Origin of the sequence: Bacillus sp. UNC69MF, assembly GCF_000746035.1 — a bacterium.
Taxonomy (GTDB): domain Bacteria; phylum Bacillota; class Bacilli; order Bacillales; family Bacillaceae; genus Bacillus; species Bacillus velezensis.
On sequence record NZ_KN050798.1, the window covers coordinates 956,083 to 976,589 of the forward strand.

20 protein-coding genes and 2 pseudogenes are annotated in these 20,507 nt (G+C 40.3%); 16 read left to right on the forward strand and 6 right to left on the reverse strand.

Going from position 1 to position 20,507, the window contains the following annotated elements; all coding sequences use genetic code 11:
- Positions 1–108: 108 nt before the first annotated feature.
- Positions 109–1,263 (reverse strand): transcriptional repressor XylR, encoded by a 1,155-nt coding sequence (xylR, locus tag BR62_RS0116565; RefSeq protein ID WP_007410360.1) that lies wholly within the window; start codon positions 1,261–1,263, stop codon positions 109–111.
- 263 nt (positions 1,264–1,526) lie between these two features.
- Between xylR and xylA the strand changes: the two genes are divergently transcribed.
- The 3 genes from xylA (at position 1,527) to ppsA (ending at position 7,270) form a co-directional block, all read left to right on the forward strand.
- Positions 1,527–2,864 carry a xylose isomerase gene (gene xylA / locus BR62_RS0116570; RefSeq protein WP_032871552.1) on the forward strand — a complete coding sequence of 446 codons (1,338 nt, stop codon included), beginning with the start codon at positions 1,527–1,529 and terminating at the stop codon, positions 2,862–2,864.
- 135 nt (positions 2,865–2,999) lie between these two features.
- Positions 3,000–4,499, forward strand: a complete 1,500-nt coding sequence (gene xylB / locus BR62_RS0116575) for a xylulokinase (protein ID WP_032871554.1) — start codon at positions 3,000–3,002, stop codon at positions 4,497–4,499.
- A gap of 173 nt (positions 4,500–4,672) precedes the next feature.
- On the forward strand, positions 4,673–7,270 hold the full coding sequence (ppsA, locus tag BR62_RS0116580; protein WP_032871557.1) for a phosphoenolpyruvate synthase: 2,598 nt from the start codon (positions 4,673–4,675) through the stop codon (positions 7,268–7,270).
- A 723-nt stretch (positions 7,271–7,993) separates the two neighbouring features.
- Here the strand turns inward: ppsA and BR62_RS19375 are convergent.
- The gene (locus BR62_RS19375; protein WP_072589120.1) at positions 7,994–8,092 is read right to left on the reverse strand and encodes a YjcZ family sporulation protein; all 99 of its coding nucleotides are present in this window, start codon (positions 8,090–8,092) and stop codon (positions 7,994–7,996) included.
- 191 nt (positions 8,093–8,283) lie between these two features.
- On the opposite strand from BR62_RS19375, the gene BR62_RS19770 reads away from it, so the two are divergent.
- Positions 8,284–8,514: a hypothetical protein gene (locus BR62_RS19770; protein WP_032871558.1), complete on the forward strand. Its 231-nt coding sequence runs from the start codon at positions 8,284–8,286 to the stop codon at positions 8,512–8,514.
- A gap of 90 nt (positions 8,515–8,604) precedes the next feature.
- Here BR62_RS19770 and BR62_RS0116590 read toward each other — a convergent pair whose 3' ends face one another.
- A complete protein-coding gene (locus BR62_RS0116590; protein ID WP_015239912.1) occupies positions 8,605–9,027 on the reverse strand; it encodes a hypothetical protein in 423 nt (140 codons plus the stop codon).
- Between the two features lie 126 nt (positions 9,028–9,153).
- Between BR62_RS0116590 and BR62_RS20080 the strand changes: the two are divergent.
- The 3 genes and pseudogenes from BR62_RS20080 to BR62_RS20015 form a co-directional block, all read left to right on the forward strand.
- Positions 9,154–9,266, forward strand: a pseudogene (locus BR62_RS20080) (class 1b ribonucleoside-diphosphate reductase subunit beta); the annotation flags it as partial.
- Positions 9,267–9,414: 148 nt separating this feature from the next.
- Entirely contained in the window at positions 9,415–9,600 is a 186-nt protein-coding gene (locus BR62_RS0116595) for a hypothetical protein (RefSeq protein WP_003154035.1), read from the forward strand.
- 346 nt (positions 9,601–9,946) lie between these two features.
- A pseudogene (locus BR62_RS20015) lies at positions 9,947–10,406 on the forward strand (DinB family protein).
- Positions 10,407–10,556: 150 nt separating this feature from the next.
- Here BR62_RS20015 and adhP read toward each other — a convergent pair.
- Positions 10,557–11,573 (reverse strand): alcohol dehydrogenase AdhP, encoded by a 1,017-nt coding sequence (gene adhP, locus BR62_RS0116605; protein ID WP_032871559.1) that lies wholly within the window; start codon positions 11,571–11,573, stop codon positions 10,557–10,559.
- Positions 11,574–11,872: 299 nt separating this feature from the next.
- Here adhP and BR62_RS19900 point away from each other — a divergent pair, with 299 nt between their 5' ends.
- The 9 genes from BR62_RS19900 (at position 11,873) to BR62_RS0116655 (ending at position 18,679) form a co-directional block, all read left to right on the forward strand.
- The gene (locus BR62_RS19900; RefSeq protein ID WP_007611678.1) at positions 11,873–12,016 is read left to right on the forward strand and encodes a hypothetical protein; all 144 of its coding nucleotides are present in this window, start codon (positions 11,873–11,875) and stop codon (positions 12,014–12,016) included.
- A 182-nt stretch (positions 12,017–12,198) separates the two neighbouring features.
- Positions 12,199–12,615 carry a UPF0715 family protein gene (locus BR62_RS0116615; RefSeq protein WP_032871637.1) on the forward strand — a complete coding sequence of 139 codons (417 nt, stop codon included), beginning with the start codon at positions 12,199–12,201 and terminating at the stop codon, positions 12,613–12,615.
- Positions 12,616–12,710: 95 nt separating this feature from the next.
- Positions 12,711–13,472, forward strand: a complete 762-nt coding sequence (locus BR62_RS0116620) for an N-acetyltransferase (protein ID WP_032871560.1) — start codon at positions 12,711–12,713, stop codon at positions 13,470–13,472.
- A gap of 232 nt (positions 13,473–13,704) precedes the next feature.
- Positions 13,705–14,247, forward strand: coding sequence for a GNAT family N-acetyltransferase (locus BR62_RS0116625; RefSeq protein ID WP_015239919.1), 543 nt, complete (start codon positions 13,705–13,707; stop codon positions 14,245–14,247).
- 181 nt (positions 14,248–14,428) lie between these two features.
- Entirely contained in the window at positions 14,429–14,764 is a 336-nt protein-coding gene (locus BR62_RS0116630; RefSeq protein WP_174243300.1) for a DUF3902 family protein, read from the forward strand.
- Between the two features lie 128 nt (positions 14,765–14,892).
- Positions 14,893–15,372 (forward strand): DUF4944 domain-containing protein, encoded by a 480-nt coding sequence (locus BR62_RS0116635; RefSeq protein ID WP_032871562.1) that lies wholly within the window; start codon positions 14,893–14,895, stop codon positions 15,370–15,372.
- Positions 15,373–15,930: 558 nt separating this feature from the next.
- Positions 15,931–16,551: a DUF3885 domain-containing protein gene (locus tag BR62_RS0116645; protein ID WP_032871565.1), complete on the forward strand. Its 621-nt coding sequence runs from the start codon at positions 15,931–15,933 to the stop codon at positions 16,549–16,551.
- Between the two features lie 226 nt (positions 16,552–16,777).
- Positions 16,778–17,851 carry an LLM class flavin-dependent oxidoreductase gene (locus BR62_RS0116650; RefSeq protein WP_032871568.1) on the forward strand — a complete coding sequence of 358 codons (1,074 nt, stop codon included), beginning with the start codon at positions 16,778–16,780 and terminating at the stop codon, positions 17,849–17,851.
- A gap of 207 nt (positions 17,852–18,058) precedes the next feature.
- On the forward strand, positions 18,059–18,679 hold the full coding sequence (locus BR62_RS0116655) for a lytic polysaccharide monooxygenase auxiliary activity family 9 protein (protein ID WP_015239922.1): 621 nt from the start codon (positions 18,059–18,061) through the stop codon (positions 18,677–18,679).
- Positions 18,680–18,843: 164 nt separating this feature from the next.
- Here the strand turns inward: BR62_RS0116655 and BR62_RS19380 are convergent, their stop codons facing one another.
- Together BR62_RS19380 and BR62_RS0116665 are read right to left on the reverse strand one after the other, a co-directional pair.
- Positions 18,844–18,942 (reverse strand): YjcZ family sporulation protein, encoded by a 99-nt coding sequence (locus BR62_RS19380; protein WP_003154022.1) that lies wholly within the window; start codon positions 18,940–18,942, stop codon positions 18,844–18,846.
- A gap of 779 nt (positions 18,943–19,721) precedes the next feature.
- Positions 19,722–20,258: a hypothetical protein gene (locus tag BR62_RS0116665; RefSeq protein WP_025284782.1), complete on the reverse strand. Its 537-nt coding sequence runs from the start codon at positions 20,256–20,258 to the stop codon at positions 19,722–19,724.
- Between the last annotated feature and the right edge of the window lie 249 nt (positions 20,259–20,507).

Here is a 20,507-nt window from a genome sequence, read left to right on the forward strand (position 1 = left end):
TCCTTTTTCATATTAGAAGGTGCCTATGTCAGTATTGATTCAGAAATACTCCTAGAATAAAAAAACCCATCTTTAAAGATGAGCGTAAAACATAGAAGTATGTACATTTCAGTTATGAACCATGTCGAGAAAATGATCAATAACAATAGAGGACATTCCTAGAGCAGGGGCATTTTTTCCTAAGATAGATGGTAATAATTCATAGCTATTGTCTAGTTGGGAATAAACCCTGGATGACACTTCGCTTTTAATTGAATGTAAAACCATAGGATGCGATTCAATGATGCTGTTTCTTAAAATGATGGCTTGCGGATTAAATGTATTTAAAATATTGGTCAGGCCTATTCCTAAATAGAAACCAAAATTCTGTAATGCCTGTAAAGTTCCAACATCATTCAGATGGGCAAGGTCTATGATATCTTGGCTGGACACTTTTTTCTCTTTCGTCTGAAGAGATGTTAATAAAGCCTTCTCTGAAGCATACAATTCCCAGCAGCCTCGGTTTCCGCAGCTGCATTTAGGACCCTTAAAGTCTATTGTCATATGTCCCATTTCTCCAGAGAATCCGCCAACCCCTCTATATAAATGATTGTTGATCATAACGCCGATCCCTATTCCTGTACCGATACTTGCATAAATAATGTTATCGTGATTTTTTGCAGCACCAAATACTTTTTCTCCATATGCGCCGGCATTTGCCTCATTTTCAATAAAAACGGGCACATTGAACTTCTTTTGGATGAAAGATTTTAAGTCAATATCTCTCCAGTTGGCGTTCGGAGCGAAAACAATTTTTTGATTTTTGTCAATCAGCCCGGGCGCGCATATCCCTATACCAATAAGACCGTATGGAGATTGCGGCATTTTTGCAATAAAGTGATGAATCATCTCAATTAAAATATCTTTAGTGATTTCTGGAGAATTGCATTCCAAATGATGGTGTTGATCAAGGACGATCGTCCCTTCAAGATCTGTTAAAATGCCATTAACATAATCCACGCCAACATCTATTCCTACGGAGTATCCTGCTTTTTTATTAAAAACAAGCATAACGGGTCTTCTGCCTCCGCTTGATTGTCCCTGACCGATTTCAAATACGAGGTTTTCTTTCATTAATGTGTTTACCTGTGACGAAACAGTTGATTTATTTAATCCGGTCATTTCAGATAATTTTGCTCTTGAAATAGGTGAATTTTTAAGTATTTCGTTTAGTAATAACTTTTGGTTAACTTTTTTGACAAAGGCTTGATCAGCGATATCCACTTCATCCACTCCATTTGTATAATCTTTAAATTAAGTTGAACGTTCTGTGTTATCGTGCGAAACGCAGTACATAGCGAATCCAACCTTTATTATATCTAATGTGTTCGTAAAAAACTAAAAAAAATATTGAAAATACTGATGAGGTTATATAAAATGAAAATAAGTTAGTTTGTTTGGGCAACAAACTAATGTGTAACATGACATAAAAGCATCTGTATTTGAATGATCATGTTTAGAATTTATTTTTAAGGGGGAAATCACACATGGCTCACTCTCATTCCGGTTCAGTCAACTATTTTGAAAGCGCAAACAAAGTGATTTACGAAGGGAAAGAATCCACGAATCCTTTAGCATTTAAATACTATAATTCTCAAGAAGTAATTGGCGGAAAAACGATGAAAGAGCATTTGCGATTTTCTATTGCCTATTGGCATACATTTACCGCTGACGGCACAGACATTTTTGGCGCAGCTACGATGCAGAGACCGTGGGATCACTATAAAGGCATGGATCTGGCGAGAGCGAGGGTAGATGCAGCGTTTGAGCTGTTTGAAAAACTGGATGCGCCATTTTTTGCTTTTCATGACCGGGATATCGCACCGGAAGGAAGTACGTTAAAAGAGACAAATCAAAATCTGGATATAATCGTGGACATGATAAAAGACTACATGAGAACCAGCGGCGTTAAGCTATTATGGAATACTGCAAATATGTTTACGAATCCCCGTTTCGTCCATGGTGCGGCGACTTCTTGTAATGCAGATGTATTTGCGTATGCCGCAGCCCAAGTAAAAAAAGGATTAGAAACAGCAAAAGAGCTTGGCGCCGAGAACTATGTATTTTGGGGCGGACGTGAAGGGTACGAAACTTTGTTAAATACCGATTTAAAATTTGAGCTTGATAATATGGCCAGATTTATGCATATGGCAGTGGATTATGCGAAGGAAATCGGGTATACAGGGCAGTTTTTGATTGAACCAAAACCAAAAGAGCCGACCACCCATCAATATGATACGGACGCAGCAACAACCATTGCCTTTTTAAAACAATATGGCTTAGACAATCATTTTAAATTAAATCTCGAAGCCAATCATGCCACATTAGCCGGGCATACATTCGAACATGAATTACGCATGGCGAGAGTGCATGGCCTTCTTGGCTCTGTTGACGCGAATCAGGGTGATCCGCTTTTAGGCTGGGACACAGATGAATTTCCAACAGATTTATATTCTGCTACATTAGCAATGTACGAAATCCTGCAAAATGGCGGTCTTGGAAGCGGCGGATTAAACTTTGACGCAAAGGTGAGGAGATCTTCTTTTGAGCCTGATGATTTACTATATGCCCATGTTGCAGGGATGGATACATTTGCAAGAGGGTTGAAAGCCGCCCACAAATTAATCGAAGATCGTGTGTTTGAAGATGTGATTCAACACCGTTACCGCAGCTTTACTGAAGGGATTGGGCTTGAAATTGCAGAAGGAAGAGCTGATTTTAAGACGCTTGAGCAATATGCGCTGAACAATCAGCCAATTAAAAACGAATCAGGGAGACAGGAGCGGTTAAAAGCGATATTAAACCAATACATTTTAGAGATATAACAAATGAAAAAAGAAGCTCCAGATCCCGCTATAAAAAGATGCAGGCAGCCAAGTTCCCGGAATTGCCCGTCATGAAGTTACTGTTATGGCGGGTCAATTCAATGGGGATCTATTTAGAGAGGAAGGAGTGAAAAAATGAAGTATGTCATTGGAATAGATCTTGGTACGAGTGCCGTTAAAACCATTTTAGTCAATCAAAACGGCAAGGTTTGTGCAGAAACGTCCAAAAGTTACCCGCTCATCCAAGAGAAGGCGGGATATAGTGAGCAAAATCCTGAAGACTGGGTGCAGCAAACAATTGAAGCATTGGCTGAATTGATTTCGATATCCAACGTTCAAGCCGGGGATATTGACGGGATTAGCTATTCAGGACAAATGCATGGGTTAGTACTGCTTGACCAAGATCGGCGGGTGTTGCGTCATGCGATTCTTTGGAATGATACCAGAACGACGCCTCAATGTAGCAGGATTACCGAGACATTTGGCGATCGTCTGCTTGATATCACAAAAAACCGTGTCCTTGAAGGGTTTACATTACCTAAAATGGTATGGGTGAAGGAACATGAGCCGGAACTTTTTCACAAAACCGCTGTTTTTTTGCTTCCGAAAGACTATGTGAGATTCCGCATGACTGGCGCCATTCACACTGAATACTCCGACGCAGCGGGAACGTTACTTTTACATATGACCCGCAAAGAGTGGAGCGATGAGATTTGCAATCAATTTGGTATGTCAGCGGAAATTTGTCCTCCGCTTGTTGAATCCCATGACTGTGTAGGATCGCTGCTTCCGAGCGTTGCGGCGGAGACTGGGCTGTTGGAAAAAACAAAAGTGTACGCTGGGGGAGCAGACAATGCTTGCGGTGCTGTCGGAGCCGGTATTCTTTCTTCCGGAAAAACATTATGCAGTATCGGGACGTCAGGAGTCATACTTTCCTGTGAAGAAGACAAAGAAAGGGACTTTAAAGGGAAAGTGCACTTTTTTAATCATGGAAAGAAGGATTCTTTTTATACGATGGGAGTCACGCTCGCTGCAGGGTACAGCTTGGACTGGTTTAAAAGAACGTTTGCGCCGAACGAATCGTTTGAACAATTATTACGGGGGGTGGAATCTGTTCCGATAGGAGCAAATGGACTGCTGTACACTCCTTACTTAGTCGGTGAAAGAACGCCGCATGCTGATTCATCTATTCGGGGAAGCTTGATCGGAATGGACGGAGCCCATAAAAGAGAGCACTTTTTGAGGGCGATAATGGAAGGCATCACATTCTCTTTATATGAATCAATTGAACTATTCCGCGAAGCGGGAAAATCAGTTGATACGGTTGTCTCTATTGGCGGGGGAGCTAAAAATGAAACGTGGCTTCAAATGCAAGCTGATATTTTCAATACGAGGGTGGTTAAGTTAGAGAATGAACAAGGTCCCGCCATGGGGGCTGCGATGTTAGCTGCCTTCGGAAGCGGGTGGTTTGACTCTCTTGAAGAATGTGCAGAGCAGTTCATTCATGAAGCAGCTGCATTTTATCCAAAAGAACAAAATGTTCAAAAATATAAAACACTATTCGAGTTGTATAAGAACATTTACGTTCACACAAAAGATCTCAATACAGCTTTAAAGAGCTTTCGACAAAAATGAAGAAAGAACCTCGCCAAATTGGCCAGGTTCTTTTTATATTGCACAAAAACAGACACGGTGATATAATCAGAACACGCGCGCTTTTTGTGTGAAAGTCATAGTTATCCATCTTATATTATGATTATATCATGCTGAAAAGCTCTTGTCAAATTTTTTTGAAGGGGAGATATAGAATGAGTTCTTTGGTTCTCGGCATTCACGAAATTGAAAAAACACAGCCTTTGCTCGTTGGAGGAAAAGGGTTACATTTAGGGGAATTATCAAAAATTCAAGGAATACAAGTACCGGAAGGATTTTGTGTCACAACCGCAGGATATCAAAAAGCCATTGAACAAAACGAAACGTTACAAGCGCTGTTGGATCAACTGACCATGCTGAAAGCGGAGAATCGGGATCAAATTGGTGAAGTCAGCAAAAAAATCCGGCAAACCATTATGGAAGCAGAAATTCCTTCAGATGTAGTCAAAGCAGTTGCTTGCCATCTCTCCCGGTTCGGCGAAGAACATGCCTATGCCGTACGTTCCAGTGCGACAGCTGAGGATTTGCCGCATGCCTCTTTTGCCGGTCAACAAGACACCTATTTAAATATTACCGGCGTCGATGCGATCTTGCAGCATATCAGTAAATGTTGGGCGTCCCTATTTACGGATCGCGCGGTCATTTACCGTATGCAAAATGGGTTTGATCACAGCCAAGTTTATTTATCCGTTATCATCCAAAGGATGGTGTTCCCTCAGGCTTCGGGAATTTTATTTACCGCTGATCCGATGACCGGAAACCGAAAGCTGCTATCCATCGATGCCGGTTTTGGACTTGGTGAAGCACTGGTCTCCGGCTTAGTCTCTGCCGATTGTTATAAAGTACAGGACGGGCAAATCGTCGATAAGAGAATAGAAACTAAAAAATTGGCTATCTATGGACGAAAAGAAGGCGGAACAGAAACACAGGAGATCGCTCTTGATCAGCAAAAGATTCAAACACTGACTGATGAACAAATTTTACAGCTGGCACGTATCGGGAGACAGATCGAAGCTCATTTCGGCCAGCCGCAAGATATCGAATGGTGTTTGGACCGCGATACTTTTTATATTGTCCAAAGCCGTCCGATCACAACGTTATATCCCGTTCCTGAAGCGAACGATCAAGAAAATCACGTCTATATCTCTGTTGGTCATCAGCAAATGATGACGGATCCCATAAAACCCCTTGGATTGTCTTTTTTTCTGTTGACGACTGCTGCACCCATGCGTAAAGCCGGCGGAAGGCTATTCGTTGATGTCACACATCAATTGGCATCTCCTGCTGTCAGAGAAGTTTTCTTAAAAGGCATGGGGCAGCACGATCCGCTCTTAAAAGACGCACTTATGACCATAATAGAGCGAGATGATTTCATTAAGCCGATACCTGATAAAACGGCACCGATTCCCGGCAAAGGCAATGCAGATATGCCGGAACAAGCTGAAAACGATCCGGCAATTGTTTCTGAATTGATTAAGAGCAGTCAAGCATCGATAGGAGAGTTAAAACAAAACATCCAGACGAAATCAGGATATGATTTATTTCGTTTTATTTTGGAAGATATCAAGGAATTAAAGAAGATTCTATTTAACCCAAAAAGTTCGGTGTTGATTCGAACTGCAATGGATGCTTCATCATGGATTAACGAAAAAATGAACGAGTGGTTAGGTGAAAAAAACGCAGCAGATACGCTTTCTCAATCTGTACCCCATAATATTACTTCAGAAATGGGGCTTGCGCTATTGGACGTCGCCGATGTGATCCGCCCTTATCCAGAAGTAATTGCCTATTTAGAGAATGTAAAAGATGATCACTTTTTGGATGGGCTGGTGACGTTTGAAGGCGGGCGGGAAACCCGTGACGCTATCTATGCTTATCTCAACAAGTACGGAATGCGATGTGCCGGAGAAATTGATATGACAAGAACTCGATGGAGCGAAAAACCAACTGCACTTGTCCCTATGATTCTTAATAATCTCAAAAACTTTGAGCCAAATGCCAGCCAGCGGAAATTTGAGCAAGGGCGGCAGGAGGCGTTGAAGAAAGAACAAGAGTTATTAGACCGATTGAAGCAATTACCGGATGGTGAACAAAAAGCCAAAGAAACTAAACGAATGATCCGCATCATCCGGAACTTCAGCGGGTTCAGGGAATATCCAAAATACGGCATGATCAGCCGCTACTTCGTTTATAAGCAGGCTTTACTGAAAGAAGCCGAACAACTCGCAGAAGCGGGCGTTATTCATGAAAAAGAAGACATATACTATCTCACTTTTGAAGAACTTCAGGAAGTCGTACGCACACATAAATTGGATTACCAAATCATCAGCACACGAAAAGACGAGTATAAAGTATATGAAAAACTATCTCCGCCGCGTGTTATCACGTCTGACGGTGAAATCGTTACAGGCGAGTACAAACGAGAAAATCTCCCGGCCGGAGCGATTGCAGGGCTGCCCGTTTCCTCGGGGGTCATAGAGGGGCGGGCACGGGTTATTTTAAACATGGAAGATGCCGATTTGGAAGATGGGGATATATTAGTTACCTCCTATACTGATCCCAGCTGGACACCATTGTTTGTATCCATAAAAGGCCTGGTCACTGAAGTTGGCGGACTGATGACCCACGGAGCGGTTATCGCGCGTGAATACGGCTTACCTGCAGTTGTCGGAGTTGAAAATGCAACCCAATTGATAAAAGATGGGCAGCGAATCCGCGTTCATGGAACAGAAGGCTCTATTGAAATATTATAATAGCGGGGGTGTGCAGCACGTCACCAGATATTTCCCGCATTTTACTAAGAAAAGCCGGAACCTCTTAGAGGAGGGATCCGGTTTTTTTTATGTGAAAATGACTCAATGTGTGAACACCGCATTTTCTGGGTGAGCCCTTCAGTGACTAAATCTTTTTATGAAGGTGAGTAATATCCTTTTTAAGTTCACAACATCTGTAATCCGATGAATTAAAAACGCCTTAGTAACAATTATTTAGGGGCTATGTTCATGAACAAGTCTTTATTCAAAACAAAATGACCTATTGGGTTAATGGCGTTAAAGATGAAGATAAGTCTGGTGTCTTTGAAAAAGAAAAGTCTGCAGAAGATACAACGGGCCCATCATCAAACATGATGAGCGGTTGAACTGGATATGTATCAGATTGTTTAGGCGATAAGAATATTAGCCAATGAGCAATCACTGGTTTAGCTATTTTTATATGGAACTGCTTGCGAATTGTTGATTTTCGGAATCGTTTTTAAAGAATGGATCACAACGCCTTTTGGATTGTTCGCCTCATTCTTTATAGCGGCAATATTGGCGCAGGCAGGGGTGGAAACTCTCCCGCTTACCAGGTAAAAATAAAAAATGTTTATCTCAGATTGGTTTTTTTAAAAAGTAAAAACGCCATAAAACTTCTTATGGCGTCTGTCCGAACTAAGGGATGCAATGTTTGGGAGACGAATATAAATCGTCAATGTGCTAGAAAAGGAATGCAGCACCTACAATGATTAACAAAATGAACAGCACAACAATCAATACGAAAGAGTTTCCGCCATAATTTCCACCGTAGTTCCCCATATTATTGCCACCTCCTGTTGTTAGGATAGTACATAATATGCCGGACGATAAAATTCGACATAGATTTAAGTCTAAGTAAGAAAAAATGGATGTTATGTCTAAAATGAAGAGCTTCTAAAACAATAAAATAATGGGAGGTTAACTGAAAGAGAGAAATGGATGGGACGGTTTGCTGTTTAACGAGGAGGGATATGGCTAAACATGCAATAAAACTGTGTATGAAAGTGGTGAGCATGAAGTTACTTCATCATGCAAAGTCACATACGAAGAGGTACAGGGAAATTATAGTTAACGAAAATATTCATCATTTCCCGGGCAAGCGCAGTATACGACAAATCAAAACAAATCACAAAGGGACGGAAGGTAAGATAAAAGGAGGCTGCTTGCGGGTTTGTGGTGCAGATAAAGTTTCCGTTTCATAAAGGTCATATGTTTATTCGAAACTTTACGTTTATTCCTGCAGAATGCTTGTAAAAGAAAGTCGGCAAAACTGCCGACTTTCCTAACGGAATTTAGATCTCAACAGATCTAAAGAAACCATCGACACTATCACCGGTGCCGCTATCATATTTCAGGATGTATTCTCCTTTTTGGTTAACGCTGAATTCTTGAATGAACGTTTTCCCCGCATTTAATGTCGTAGAGGATAAGAGTGTATTCCCATTAGGATAATTAATGGTAAATTTGAAAGATTTGCTGCCGTCATTCGCAACAAAAACTCTGATTTTTCCTGGAGAGCTGCCTTGATAGTTGAATGAAACCTTACCGGTACCGCCAGAAAAAGGCTGACACGCAATATACGGAGCGTCACATGACCAACCAGCAGGTTTCATAACTTTATCTGGATTTGGCAAGGATTTTGCAGTAACATCTGCAGTCCCCATTAGTGGAATTAACCCAAAAGCAAGAGCGCCGGCAATAATTTTCTTTTTCATTCGTATTCCTCCTCTTAATAGTGAATGTGATACAGCTATAAATTTACAATATTTTATAAAATAATTCCTTCTTTTTCAAGTTGAGAGAAGAAGAAAAAATTTAAAGAGGACAAATAAATGTCACAAATTAACAATCCGTACACTGCAGTAAACTGGTCAAAGCATGAAGATGATTTCACTCTAATGTTTTACAATCAATATGAAACGCAGAGATTGCATTGAACGGCGGTCTCCTCACTGGAAGTATCTGGAGTTAAAACGGGCGATCGTTAACCCTGTGCGGGGACATCAGCGTATCCAGTTCAGAATAAGGAGTATTTCTTTAACCTGAAACTTTTATAAAGCATTAACGTATTACTTTATAAAGGTAAATAAGGAGGCTTATGAATGGGATTAAAAAATTTCTTTAATACTGAGTTAAAATGCTCTATCTGCGGAAAAACATTAAAATCAGGGGATGAGATAACAGCTTATCTTACACTTCCGAGTGAGAAGAAGATGCCTGTGGGGAGAATGGATAAAGTGTTAAGCAAACACTCTGATAAGGTCTGCTGTAAAAAGTGCAGTGAGTAGGTTTTTAGTGTTATGAGGAACCTCTGGCGGGTTTCCTCATAACAAATATCAACCAATTAAATTAGAAAAAAGCGAAATTGTGATGATTAAAGTAGATAAAGAACTGAGGGATACCAAAGGGATCATTTTTCGTTTACTTTGCTTTTTTGAAGGTTTGTTTAGCTCGTGGATCACTGCACCCCATAAAAGCATGGATGCTAAAATGATAAGACTCATATGTAACAACACTCCTTTGTTTCTATAAATTTTACCATATATATCACAAGGATGTCGATTGAACGAACATCTCTATAAAAAGAAGATGTTTATCTAAAATTGTTGAGAGATTCAGTGAACTATTATGTAGATTAAATTAGAGAAGTTCGAAAAAGGCCTCAAATTACTCAGTGAAGATGAATATGAAGAGGTTCACAGTTCATATCCTACAATTGCTCAAACGTTCAGTCACATCTGCGCGGTGGATGTTATGTGGCTGCAAGTACTTAAAGGAATAGACATGCAGGAAGCATTGGAAGGTTCTATGGCTTATGCGGAAAGGGCTCATTTATATTCTGCAGATGAATTTGCGGCGTCTTATGAAGAACTGGCTTCACAGTTTGAAGAATGGATGAATAGCCAAACAGATGTAGAAAAAAATGAACTTAAATAATCCTTGGTTAGGTTACAGAGAAACTGCTTACTCAGAAATTTTATTCCATGTTGCCAATCACGGAATTTATCATCGGGGCAGCATAACAACTATGTTAAGACAGCAGGGCTACGCTTCGGCAATGAATGACATTGCATTATATTGGTATCAGGATTAGTTCAGAGAGTACTTGCAAAATGCATAACCGCCGAATGATCTGTAGAGCTTCTTTTCTGAACTAAATGACAAAGTCTCATTCAGTCTGGGTGGGGCGCCGAGCAAGAATCGAGATCAAAGGCTGCCGTATCATTCCCGGCAGCCTTAATGATTAGGAAGTAAAATCGATAACCATGCGGCCGGTCACTTTACCTTGCTCCATTTCTTCAAAAATATCATTCACATCTTCGATCGGGCGTTTTGTCACTTTAGGTACAACTTTACCGTCTGCAGCAAATTGAAAAGCTTCCTTCAGGTCTTCTCTGGTACCTACTAATGAACCTACTACCTGAATTCCATCTAACACGAGACGGGGAATATCTAAATCCATTTTGTCCACCGGTAAACCGACAGCGACTACGCGGGCTCCTGCTTTTACAACATCAATCGCTTGATTGAAAGGGGTTTTAGAGACAGCCGTGATGACCACAGCATCAAGCCCTAAATCGTTAGTCACTTCTTTTGCTTTAGCGACGGGGTCTTCGTTTAAACTGTTTACAACCGCATCAGCGCCTAAGCTCTTAACAAAATTCAATTTTTCATCGCTAATGTCGAAAGCAATCACTTTAGCGTTAAAGACATTTTTTGCATATTGAACAGCCAAGTTGCCTAAACCGCCGACTCCAAATACACCGATCCATTGACCTGGCTTAATTTCACTGACTTTAACGGCTTTATAAGTTGTTACACCTGCACAAGTAATGCTGCTTGCTGCTGCAGGATCTAAATTTTCCGGCACCTTTATTGCATAATCAACCGCTACGATTGCTTCTTCAGCCATTGCGCCGTCAACTGTATAGCCGGCATTTTTTACATCGCGGCATAAGGTTTCACGGCCAGTTAAGCAATATTCACAGCAGCCGCAGCTTTCAAACATCCAGGCAATAGAGACGCGGTCGCCCTTTTTCAAACTTGTTACACCTTCACCAATCTCAGTCACAATGCCTATTCCCTCATGACCTAAAGTGACGCCAGTAACATCCCCGAAATCAGCATTTTTAACATGCAAGTCAGTATGACATACACCACAGTATTCCATCTTAACTTTGGCTTCACCATGTCGCAAAGGACGTAATTCTTTTTGTACGATCGCTATACTTTTGTCTTTTGTTGCTACAACTGCTTTCAAATCATGCACCCCTTTCAAATATTAGCAGAAAATTTTTACTTATCTTACAATTTAGCACACTGCTCTCCTTTTGAAAACCCTTACATTTTTTTGCGGACAAGTGTCTCTACAAAAGTTGAGGGAGCTATGCATTTGTCATCCGAATGGTGTTTAAATGGGGGGGTGTAGTCTCCAAATGCACAGAATGCTTTGAATTTGTGGTCATAATCTTTCTGCCGATATTTGAGCTTAAACTGCAGAGAATTACACTGGCAGGAGATAATTTTACCCTTAGTGAAAAGAATTTCACGGGTAATCATTTGAACTTGAGCGCGGCTGATAAGGTGAATGGTGATGCAAACAGAAATCATTACTTATTGATCACAAAAGGAGCCGGCTGCGGAGATGTGTGGATTAAAGGCTTTTACGGATTCGAACACGATGAGCCGGATGCAGATTGGTGAGCGATACACAGTCAAGGTATTTCCTTGACCTTTTTTAATGGCAATAAAATTTCTGGATATTAAGATAGTGAATTGATGATCTGCCAAAAAAACATAGATCTTTTAAAGTGATGGATATATACTGATTTTAAACAATAGGAAAAAAATGAGAAATGTATTTTTATAAAAAGCAGGTGAAATATATGGGAGCGGCGTCTTGGAGCAAAAGTCAAAGCTATGCTTACACATTGGCTTTTTCAAGTTTGTCGTATGGTTTGATCTTCGGGCTATATATGTTTGTATACTCGGGTTTTGTACCATTTGCATTGGTTACTGTAGTTATCATTGCTTTTTATGCATTTATTACTTACTTTTTGTTTGCTGTTCCTGTGCAACTATGGCTAAGAAAGAAGCCTAAAAAGTTTAGTTTGGTTCATCTTTTCATTTATACAGCAGTCGCTTTTTTAGCTGTGTTCTTGTTCTGGTACATAGATAATCCGCCAATTGATTTCACAGTTTTCAGAATGCCCATTTATTACATAATGAGCATTGTTGCTGCGTTCATAAATTGGTTCTGGGACTCTATATTTCTGAGAAATTACAATACTCCCCAGAAGTAAAGCTGATGTTCTAAAAAAGACCGACTAGCGCCATGCCCAGTCTGCATTGTTCAAATTGAAATTCATGTGATAATCCAGAAAGCGGGTGAGGAAAAATGAAATACATTGAGTTGACTAGAGGCAATATTGATGACAATCATATTTGCTGTGCATTAGGTACGAAACAATATGAGGATGCGGTAAATGAAAAGAAGAGCTGGCTCAAGGATCGGATGATTGATGGCTTGGTGTTCTATCGCCTAAACGAACGGGCAAAAGTTTTTATTGAATATTTACCTGCAGAAGAAGCGTGGGTTCCGGTAAGCGCACCTCATTTTATGTTTATTAATTGTCTTTGGGTCTCAGGTAAATATAAGAATAACGGACATGCGAAACACTTGTTAGAAAAATGTGTGTCAGATGCAAAATCCCGCGGTATGGATGGGATAGTTCATATAGTGGGGAAGAAAAAACTCCCTTATTTAAGTGATAAGCATTTCTTTGAACATATGGGATTTGCTGTGCAAGATGAAGCAGAACCCTATTTTCAGTTGATGTCACTGACGTGGAATGAACATGCACATCCTCCTGTATTTAAAAAACAGGTGAAAAGTAATTCAGTTAATGATGAGGGAATCACAATATTTTATACAGCTCAATGCCCATTTGCAGTCGGATTGTTAAAGGATTTAAAGGAACTGACTGAAAAGAAAGGACTTCATTTTCAGGCCCGGCGAATAACGTCAAAAGATATGGCGCAAAAATCCCCGGCAGTTTGGACGACTTTCAGCGTGTTTTATAATGGGACATTTCTCACTCATGAGATGATGAGCGTGAATAAGTTTGAAAAAATACTCAATAAGCTTTTAATGGCTTAACTTTGTTTTAATTACTATTCCTCGTTTCTATATTCGATACTGAGGGTTTTTCACGAAAATTGTTCAGTACTTTACACCGCGGGTGGCAAATGAATGATTATTGTTTTTGACAAAGATGATAACGTCCATCATTATAGTAAAAATAGATTGAGATAAGTTCTTCAACAAACGAATAAGATCTGTTGAAGAAGTTCTTTTCAAAGATCGATAACAATGAAACAGGAGACTGCAAATGCAAAAAATTGAAACCCTTCGCTTAATTTTAAGAAATTTTACCGAGAGAGATGCGCAAGGTCTGTTGGAATATTCTGCACATCCGAGAGTGAATTGCTTTCTTGATGACAGAATGTCTACGTTAGAAGAAGCTGCCGTAAACGTTCAAAAAAGAAGCCGAGATGACTCTTATATTGCAGTTTGTTTAAAAGACAGTAATGATCTGGTCGGAGAACTATTTTATTTAAAAGAAGAGCCAGATACCTATTCTGTTTGTTGGAATTTCAATGCCCGTTTTGAAGGGAAGGGATACGCAAGTGAAAGTGCGAAGGCTTTCTTTGAGTATCTCTTTATGCAAAAAGAAGCAAGAAGGCTTTATGCATATGTTGAAGATAATAACTGCAGGTCACAAAAATTATGTGAAAGATTAGGAATGCGTAAAGAAGGTTATTTTCTTGAATTTATTTCATTTACTGCACACGAGGATGGAACACCTAAATATGAAAACACTTACCAATACGCATTGCTAAAGAAAGAATGGTTAAAACAAAAACATAGTTAATAGAATTTGTGGGGAAATAATCTCCCCTTTGTCGAAAAAACCTTGCTGAAAGCAGGTTTTTTTGTATTTAAGTTAAATACTTCATTAGGTTACCGATCCATACCAATTTAAAAACGAAATAAGAATTAAAATATGCAGACAAAGCGGCGAAGCATATCGCATAAAAGGTGTTATCAGATGTATGACCGTTCCTAAAAATAAAACTTATGAAGAAAGGAACTCTAACGTGAAATCAAATTTAGTTTCGTTTCTATTAGCATTGTCAGGATTTATATTCAGTATTTATATGCAGTCAATGGCTTACTGGAGCAATGACTCTATGCTGTGGTATTGGGTCGGTGCGGTTTTGTCGTATCTATTTGCTGCAGGATCAATGGTTACTCTGATTCTTAACAAAAACAAAGACTCAATTCTAACAATAAGTTGTCTCATTTTAATGATTGTAACCGTTATGCTTATTTTAGTCACAACTTTTTGGACGACTTTTATCATTATTGCATGGCAATCTGGGATGTGAAGCTAAGGGGAATATGATCTTCTTAGTATTTTTTTATTCCTGGGATTAGAATCCCTTTTTATTATTCTTTCAAATTAAATGTAACAATTCTAATATTCATACGTTCTAAATGATAAAGGCGGGATGTCATGAAAAAACGTAAAGTCATTAAAAAATTGCTGGTTATTATCACTGTTCTCATAATAGCAGCCGGATTTGCACTGTTTTCTTTAATTTCAGGAGAAAAAGTTAAATATATCGGCTATAGCCAAAGCAAGACGTGGGAAGCGTCAATCGAAAAATCAGGCAAGACCTCTATCGGCCCTAACTATTTCTTGAATTTGTATTACAGAGGTAATAAAGTGAATGAAAAGAACACGGTGATTAAGAGATTAACATTATTTGTTGACGGCCGGAAATATGGTGAAGATAAAGACTATCATCTTTCAGAATACACCGGAGAGAAATTAGAAGGCGGCGGAACGGGAGAAGACCATATTCAAACGTTTGAATATATGCCGGAACATGAAGTGATCGGTCATGAAATCACTGTTGAAGCAGCATGGAAAACCGATCATGAGTCCTATTCAGAAAAATTCAATCTGAAAAGAACGCATTGGTATGACTGAAAGAATAAAAAGAGGGCAGTATAACCCTCTTTTTGACGCAGAGCCTTTATTTTTGTCTGTTTTTCCTCGATTTGCTGAAGTCGATAAAAGAGGCATTGGAACCGATAAAATTACTTACTAAGACATACATAAAGAAACCATTAAAAGCTCCCTGCCGGCATCCGTAAAAAAGAATGGATAATGAGATAAGCAATACAGCCGTAAGCAAGTCTGCAGCCAGACCTATTTTACGGTGAGACTGAAAATATGCTCTTAATCTTCTGGTGTTGTTCAAAGCGGACACCTCTTGATGCTCATGTATAAGAAAATAATACCATTGAAATATATGTAATATCAATGAATAGGGTTGGAACGGAGGGGTTCAAAGTTGGGGCGATCTTGTGTAAAAGAAAGGATCAGGATGAATGTGACCAGCATCCACCCTGATCAATGGGGTTCACAGTGTTCTATTTCATTGTATTCCAATCGGAATAATATTACAAGGGTGAAAAAGAAATAAGCGGAATGTTTTCGGCTTCTTCTGCTTCTAGAGCGGGAAAAGGAAAGTGAGATGTTTGAATGAAAATAAATGATTATCTGAAGGAAAGGTTTCCGACTTTAAAATTAGTGCCCGGCATTTATCATCAATGGGACGTGGGAATTCATTTTTCTCTCGGCGGCAATATGTATCAATTTAATGAAAGCGGTGCTTTGAATCTTGAGTATTTTCAGCTTGTCCATCATCAAACCGCAGCACTTTTCAATGAGCTGTTTGAACATAGCGATGACTTGTTTCTTGTTGCCAACGTGTATAAGCACAAAACTCAAGGTAATCACGCGAGAAAATTAAAGGTTTATAAGCCGTTTCTGAAGTGTAAGGATGATTTATATCGGATTCAAGTGAAGACCTGTCCATGCCCGGTCGAAGAAGAATATGAAATGCAGCAGTTTTCTCTATTATGTAAACGGAAAGATCTGCGTATCGCCAAATTACTTAAGGCAGCCGTCCACGAAGATTTTCCGCTGAAGCCAAGGTTCGGGGGCTGTTCCGTTGGGTATCCCGATGTTTTCTTTGTGAATATGACAAAAGATATTATTTTCTTTCTGTATGATGACAGAGGGTGTGAAGTCATTGCTCTTGATGCCGGAAGAATACGAAAGCTTTATGATCAATATCACGATTGGATTGAATTGGACTGAAAATGAACACATGAATTCGAATCCGCTTGTGCCGGCTTTGTTCTTGCCTAGTCCGGCTGCATGAGTATAATGGGCAGAATTGAAGGACGCCAGAAACTTTTTTTTCTCTCATACCGACCTTCTGCATGTTAAGCTTCTGTATTTATTTTGAACGAATTCCTATTTGTAAAACGGCTGAATAGAATAACATAAAAGCTTTTTTTACACAGTGCAGGAGGAGAGAAATGTGAGGGCTGAACACCGTGATTGTATGGAAATTGGAATTTATTCATTTGCAGAATTATATCCCGATCCTCTGACAGGGAAAACAGTCAGCGCAAAGCAGCGGATAGATGAATTGATGAAGCTGGCGAAACTGGCTGACGACGCAGGGCTTGATGTATTCGGTGTAGGCGAGCATCATCGTCTTGATTATGCGGTATCTTCGCCGCCGGCCATCTTATCAGCGATTTCACAGATCACTGAAAATATTAAGCTGACCAGTGCCACGACTGTATTATCCACCGCAGATCCCGTCCGTTTATTTGAGGATTTTGCAACGCTTGATCTGATTTCAGACGGCCGGGCGGAAATCATTGTGGGACGGGGCGCATTTTTAGACTCGTTTCCTCTTTTCGGTTATGACGTAGGCCATTATAAAGAACTGTTTGAAGAACACATTGACCTTTTTTTAAAATTAAATTCCGGGGAAGAATCGGTTACCTGGAAAGGACGTTACCGGCCGCCGCTGCGCGAGGCAGAAATTTCTCCTCGGCCTTTTCGCGGAAGCATTCCGCTATGGTTAGGTGTTTCGGGGACTCCGGAAAGCGCAGAACGGGCCGGGCGTGCAGGTGCGGGGTTGGCATTAGCTGTACTGAGCGGTGATCCGATGTCATCTAAGCCGCTTGTTGACAAATACCGGGAAGCGGCTTCTAAAGCCGGTCATCCTCCGGAAAATGTGAAGGTTGCCGTAACCGGACATATGTTCATTTCAAAAACGAATGAACAGGCAATACAAGAATTTTATCCGTATCATTCAAATTACTGGTCTCACGTTCATTCATATCACGGGATCGATGAGCCTTTAACGAAGGAAGATTTTGAGCGGGCGTCCGGAAAAGAAACAGCTTTATTTGTGGGAAGCTCACAGCAGATCATTGAAAAAATCATGCATCAATACGAGTTATTCGGACATCAGCGATTTCTCGCGCAAATCGATATAGGAGGTATGCCGTTTAAAAAAGCCGCGGAAAACATCGAACGATTAGCAGCTGAAGTAGCACCGGTTATCCGAAAAGAAACCGGCAAATCCAGCGAATGAAGTTTTGAGCAAAAGGGGCGGGCCGGTCAATCGCGGATTCGACAACAGAATCGGCCCGGCTTTTTCTTTATGATTATAAAAAACAAAGGGAAAAGCGCCAACCTCATTGCTTTTTCCTATCAAGAAAAGGAAGGTCATTTCATCCTCTATCGTGAAGTGTATACACTGAAAGGTTTTTATTAACAAAAGAGGGAGGATGATGCAGTAATGAAGGGTTTAGTCAAAGCTGCAGTTTTAACTGTTACTCTTGGTATTGGAGGCGCTTTCTATTCAAGTGGTGCATCTGCGCACGGGTATATAAAAGAGCCCGTCAGCAGAGCGTACATGGGAGCATTAGAGAAACAAACATTGGGCTGGACGGCCGCTGCGCAAAAATATGGCTCTGTCATTGATAATCCTCAGTCTGTAGAAGGGCCGAAAGGATTTCCGGCTGCTGGTCCGCCGGATGGAAGAATTGCGTCTGCAAATGGGGGATCGGGACAAATTGACTTCGGTTTAGACAAGCAGACTGCAGATTATTGGGTAAAACAAAACATCCGCGGCGGTTTTAACACCTTTACTTGGTACTACACGGCCCCTCATGCGACATCAAAGTGGCACTATTATATCACCAAGAAAAACTGGAATCCGAATAAACCTTTGTCAAGAGATGAATTCGAATTAATCGGAACGGTAAACCACGACGGTTCCAAGGCAGATACGAATCTGACTCATAAGATTTTTGTGCCGACTGATCGAAGCGGGTATCATGTCATTTTAGGGGTATGGGACGTTGCGGATACTTCCAATGCCTTCTATAACGTCATCGATGTAAACCTTACACAATAATCTATGAATTACTGATCGGCTGCATGTTGATACATCGGCCGATCTTTTTAGTTTTAATGTGTGAATGAAAAGGGGAAAAACAGCAGAGCGCCATAAACATTTCATTTATGGCGCCGTACGATCATGGAGGTGCTGCTGACATGGATGCGGAGGTAAGAGGATTCTTAATAACCGCCGAGGAAAGAAGCCCCAACGATGATTAATAAAATGAATAGCACCACGATTAACGCAAAGGAGCTACCATAACCACCTGAGAATCCCATATAATCTCACCTCCTAAAGAGGATTAATACATATTATGCCGAAATGAAAAGTTTGATAGGGATGCTAGTTTACTTTTTGAAAAAAGTTTTTTTAGTCTATATTTCCTTTACATGACCATCCGTTAAAATGAGTAAAAGGAGGCATCGTACTGCTTCCTGTAATAGAAACGGGTAGGCTCATACATTGAGAAGTTGCGAAGAGGATGCGCAGCTGGCTTGTTTTTTAAAAAATGAAAATGTAACACGCTATTAGGATTGGAACCTTTTGATTCAACGGAACAGGCTGAAGAAATGATTGGTTGGTTTCAAGAGCAGTATCATGAAAAAAGGGAATGTGATGGGGAATCGAGAAAAAAGATGCGAAGGGCATAATCGGAACCATGTATCAAAACGGATTGCCTGATGATACACGCGTATACTCCATTCCGAATGGGAACGTTAACGATCTAAATAGAAGAACTTCAAGTGTTCTGCGGTAAATAAAAAAAGCCGATGAAGGCTTAACATGGATTAGACGCTGTAAAGCATTTTTTTGCTGTGCTTTCTGCAGACGGAGTTTGATTGTAAGAAACGATTCCGATAATCACTAACAAGATGATGAACACCAATATGCTCCACAACACTATTTTTAAAGACTTTGACATGGTATACCCTCACTTTGAAAGACTTTACCGGGGCTGCGATCGGAGCCCGCACTTCAAGTATAGTCGTTATAACGGTGAAAAATGTGCAGTCCAGTTAAAAAAAACTTGCGGGCGCTGCCGCAAGTTTTCTCCGTATTAAGGTCTGTGGAATTCAATATGCTGATTATCACGATCGAACCACCCTCTGAATGCCCAATTGATCCAGCCCCCGTCTCCTTTGTTATCGAAGGACCCGTCTTCGAAGACCCAGATTCCGTAAGTAATACCGTCATAAACGGCTGATCCGTAAAATTGAACGCCGTTAAAGCGGTCTTCATATTCTTGATTTAAATTGAACACCATGACGTTGTACTTCTGTCCTGATGCGTAAAATGTTGTTTCCATGACATTTTTTACCCAGCCGGTACGGTTTTGATCTGACTTAACCGCTTCAGCAATGCGATCTGAGATTCCGAGAACATCTACGTTTACGTTCAGCCCGGCATCAACACCTGCTGCTTTTACGTTTTGGTCTGCTGTTTGGGATAATTTACTTTCTAACGGATTTGCAATGGGTGAAACGTGAGGCGCGTTTGCGTGTTCAGACTGACTGGCTGCTGAGGCACTGGCTGTGAAAGGAATTGTTAGAGATAAAGCTAAGCATGATCCGACTATCGTTCTGGCGATTTTCATGGCTATGACCTCCTGAGGAAATTTTTAAAAATTGTTGCAAATTCATGGTATCGCAGAAAAATTGACCAAGCAAAGAGTAGATTTTCTCAAAAGTCATGTCATTCTATTTGTGTTGTTTTCTGTAAATGAAATACTTTTAATTAGGCGAAAAGGGAAGAAAATAATAGAGTCTTTTTATGTATTGTGATAGGATGACCGGATTTTGGGTGAAAATAGCCCGGAGAAACGCCATAATAAGAAAAACACCCG

Coding starts and splice junctions, on each gene's coding strand:
- xylA (WP_032871552.1), top strand. CDS start 1,527: ATGGCTCACTCTCATTCCGGTTCAGTCAACTATTTTGAAAGCGCAAAC.
- xylB (WP_032871554.1), top strand. CDS start 3,000: ATGAAGTATGTCATTGGAATAGATCTTGGTACGAGTGCCGTTAAAACC.
- ppsA (WP_032871557.1), top strand. CDS start 4,673: ATGAGTTCTTTGGTTCTCGGCATTCACGAAATTGAAAAAACACAGCCT.
- BR62_RS19375 (WP_072589120.1), bottom strand. CDS start 8,092: ATGGGGAACTACGGTGGAAATTATGGCGGAAACTCTTTCGTATTGATT.
- BR62_RS19770 (WP_032871558.1), top strand. CDS start 8,284: ATGGCTAAACATGCAATAAAACTGTGTATGAAAGTGGTGAGCATGAAG.
- BR62_RS0116590 (WP_015239912.1), bottom strand. CDS start 9,027: ATGAAAAAGAAAATTATTGCCGGCGCTCTTGCTTTTGGGTTAATTCCA.
- BR62_RS0116595 (WP_003154035.1), top strand. CDS start 9,415: ATGGGATTAAAAAATTTCTTTAATACTGAGTTAAAATGCTCTATCTGC.
- BR62_RS0116615 (WP_032871637.1), top strand. CDS start 12,199: ATGGGAGCGGCGTCTTGGAGCAAAAGTCAAAGCTATGCTTACACATTG.
- BR62_RS0116620 (WP_032871560.1), top strand. CDS start 12,711: ATGAAATACATTGAGTTGACTAGAGGCAATATTGATGACAATCATATT.
- BR62_RS0116625 (WP_015239919.1), top strand. CDS start 13,705: ATGCAAAAAATTGAAACCCTTCGCTTAATTTTAAGAAATTTTACCGAG.
- BR62_RS0116630 (WP_174243300.1), top strand. CDS start 14,429: ATGACCGTTCCTAAAAATAAAACTTATGAAGAAAGGAACTCTAACGTG.
- BR62_RS0116635 (WP_032871562.1), top strand. CDS start 14,893: ATGAAAAAACGTAAAGTCATTAAAAAATTGCTGGTTATTATCACTGTT.
- BR62_RS0116645 (WP_032871565.1), top strand. CDS start 15,931: ATGAAAATAAATGATTATCTGAAGGAAAGGTTTCCGACTTTAAAATTA.
- BR62_RS0116655 (WP_015239922.1), top strand. CDS start 18,059: ATGAAGGGTTTAGTCAAAGCTGCAGTTTTAACTGTTACTCTTGGTATT.
- BR62_RS19380 (WP_003154022.1), bottom strand. CDS start 18,942: ATGGGATTCTCAGGTGGTTATGGTAGCTCCTTTGCGTTAATCGTGGTG.
- BR62_RS0116665 (WP_025284782.1), bottom strand. CDS start 20,258: ATGAAAATCGCCAGAACGATAGTCGGATCATGCTTAGCTTTATCTCTA.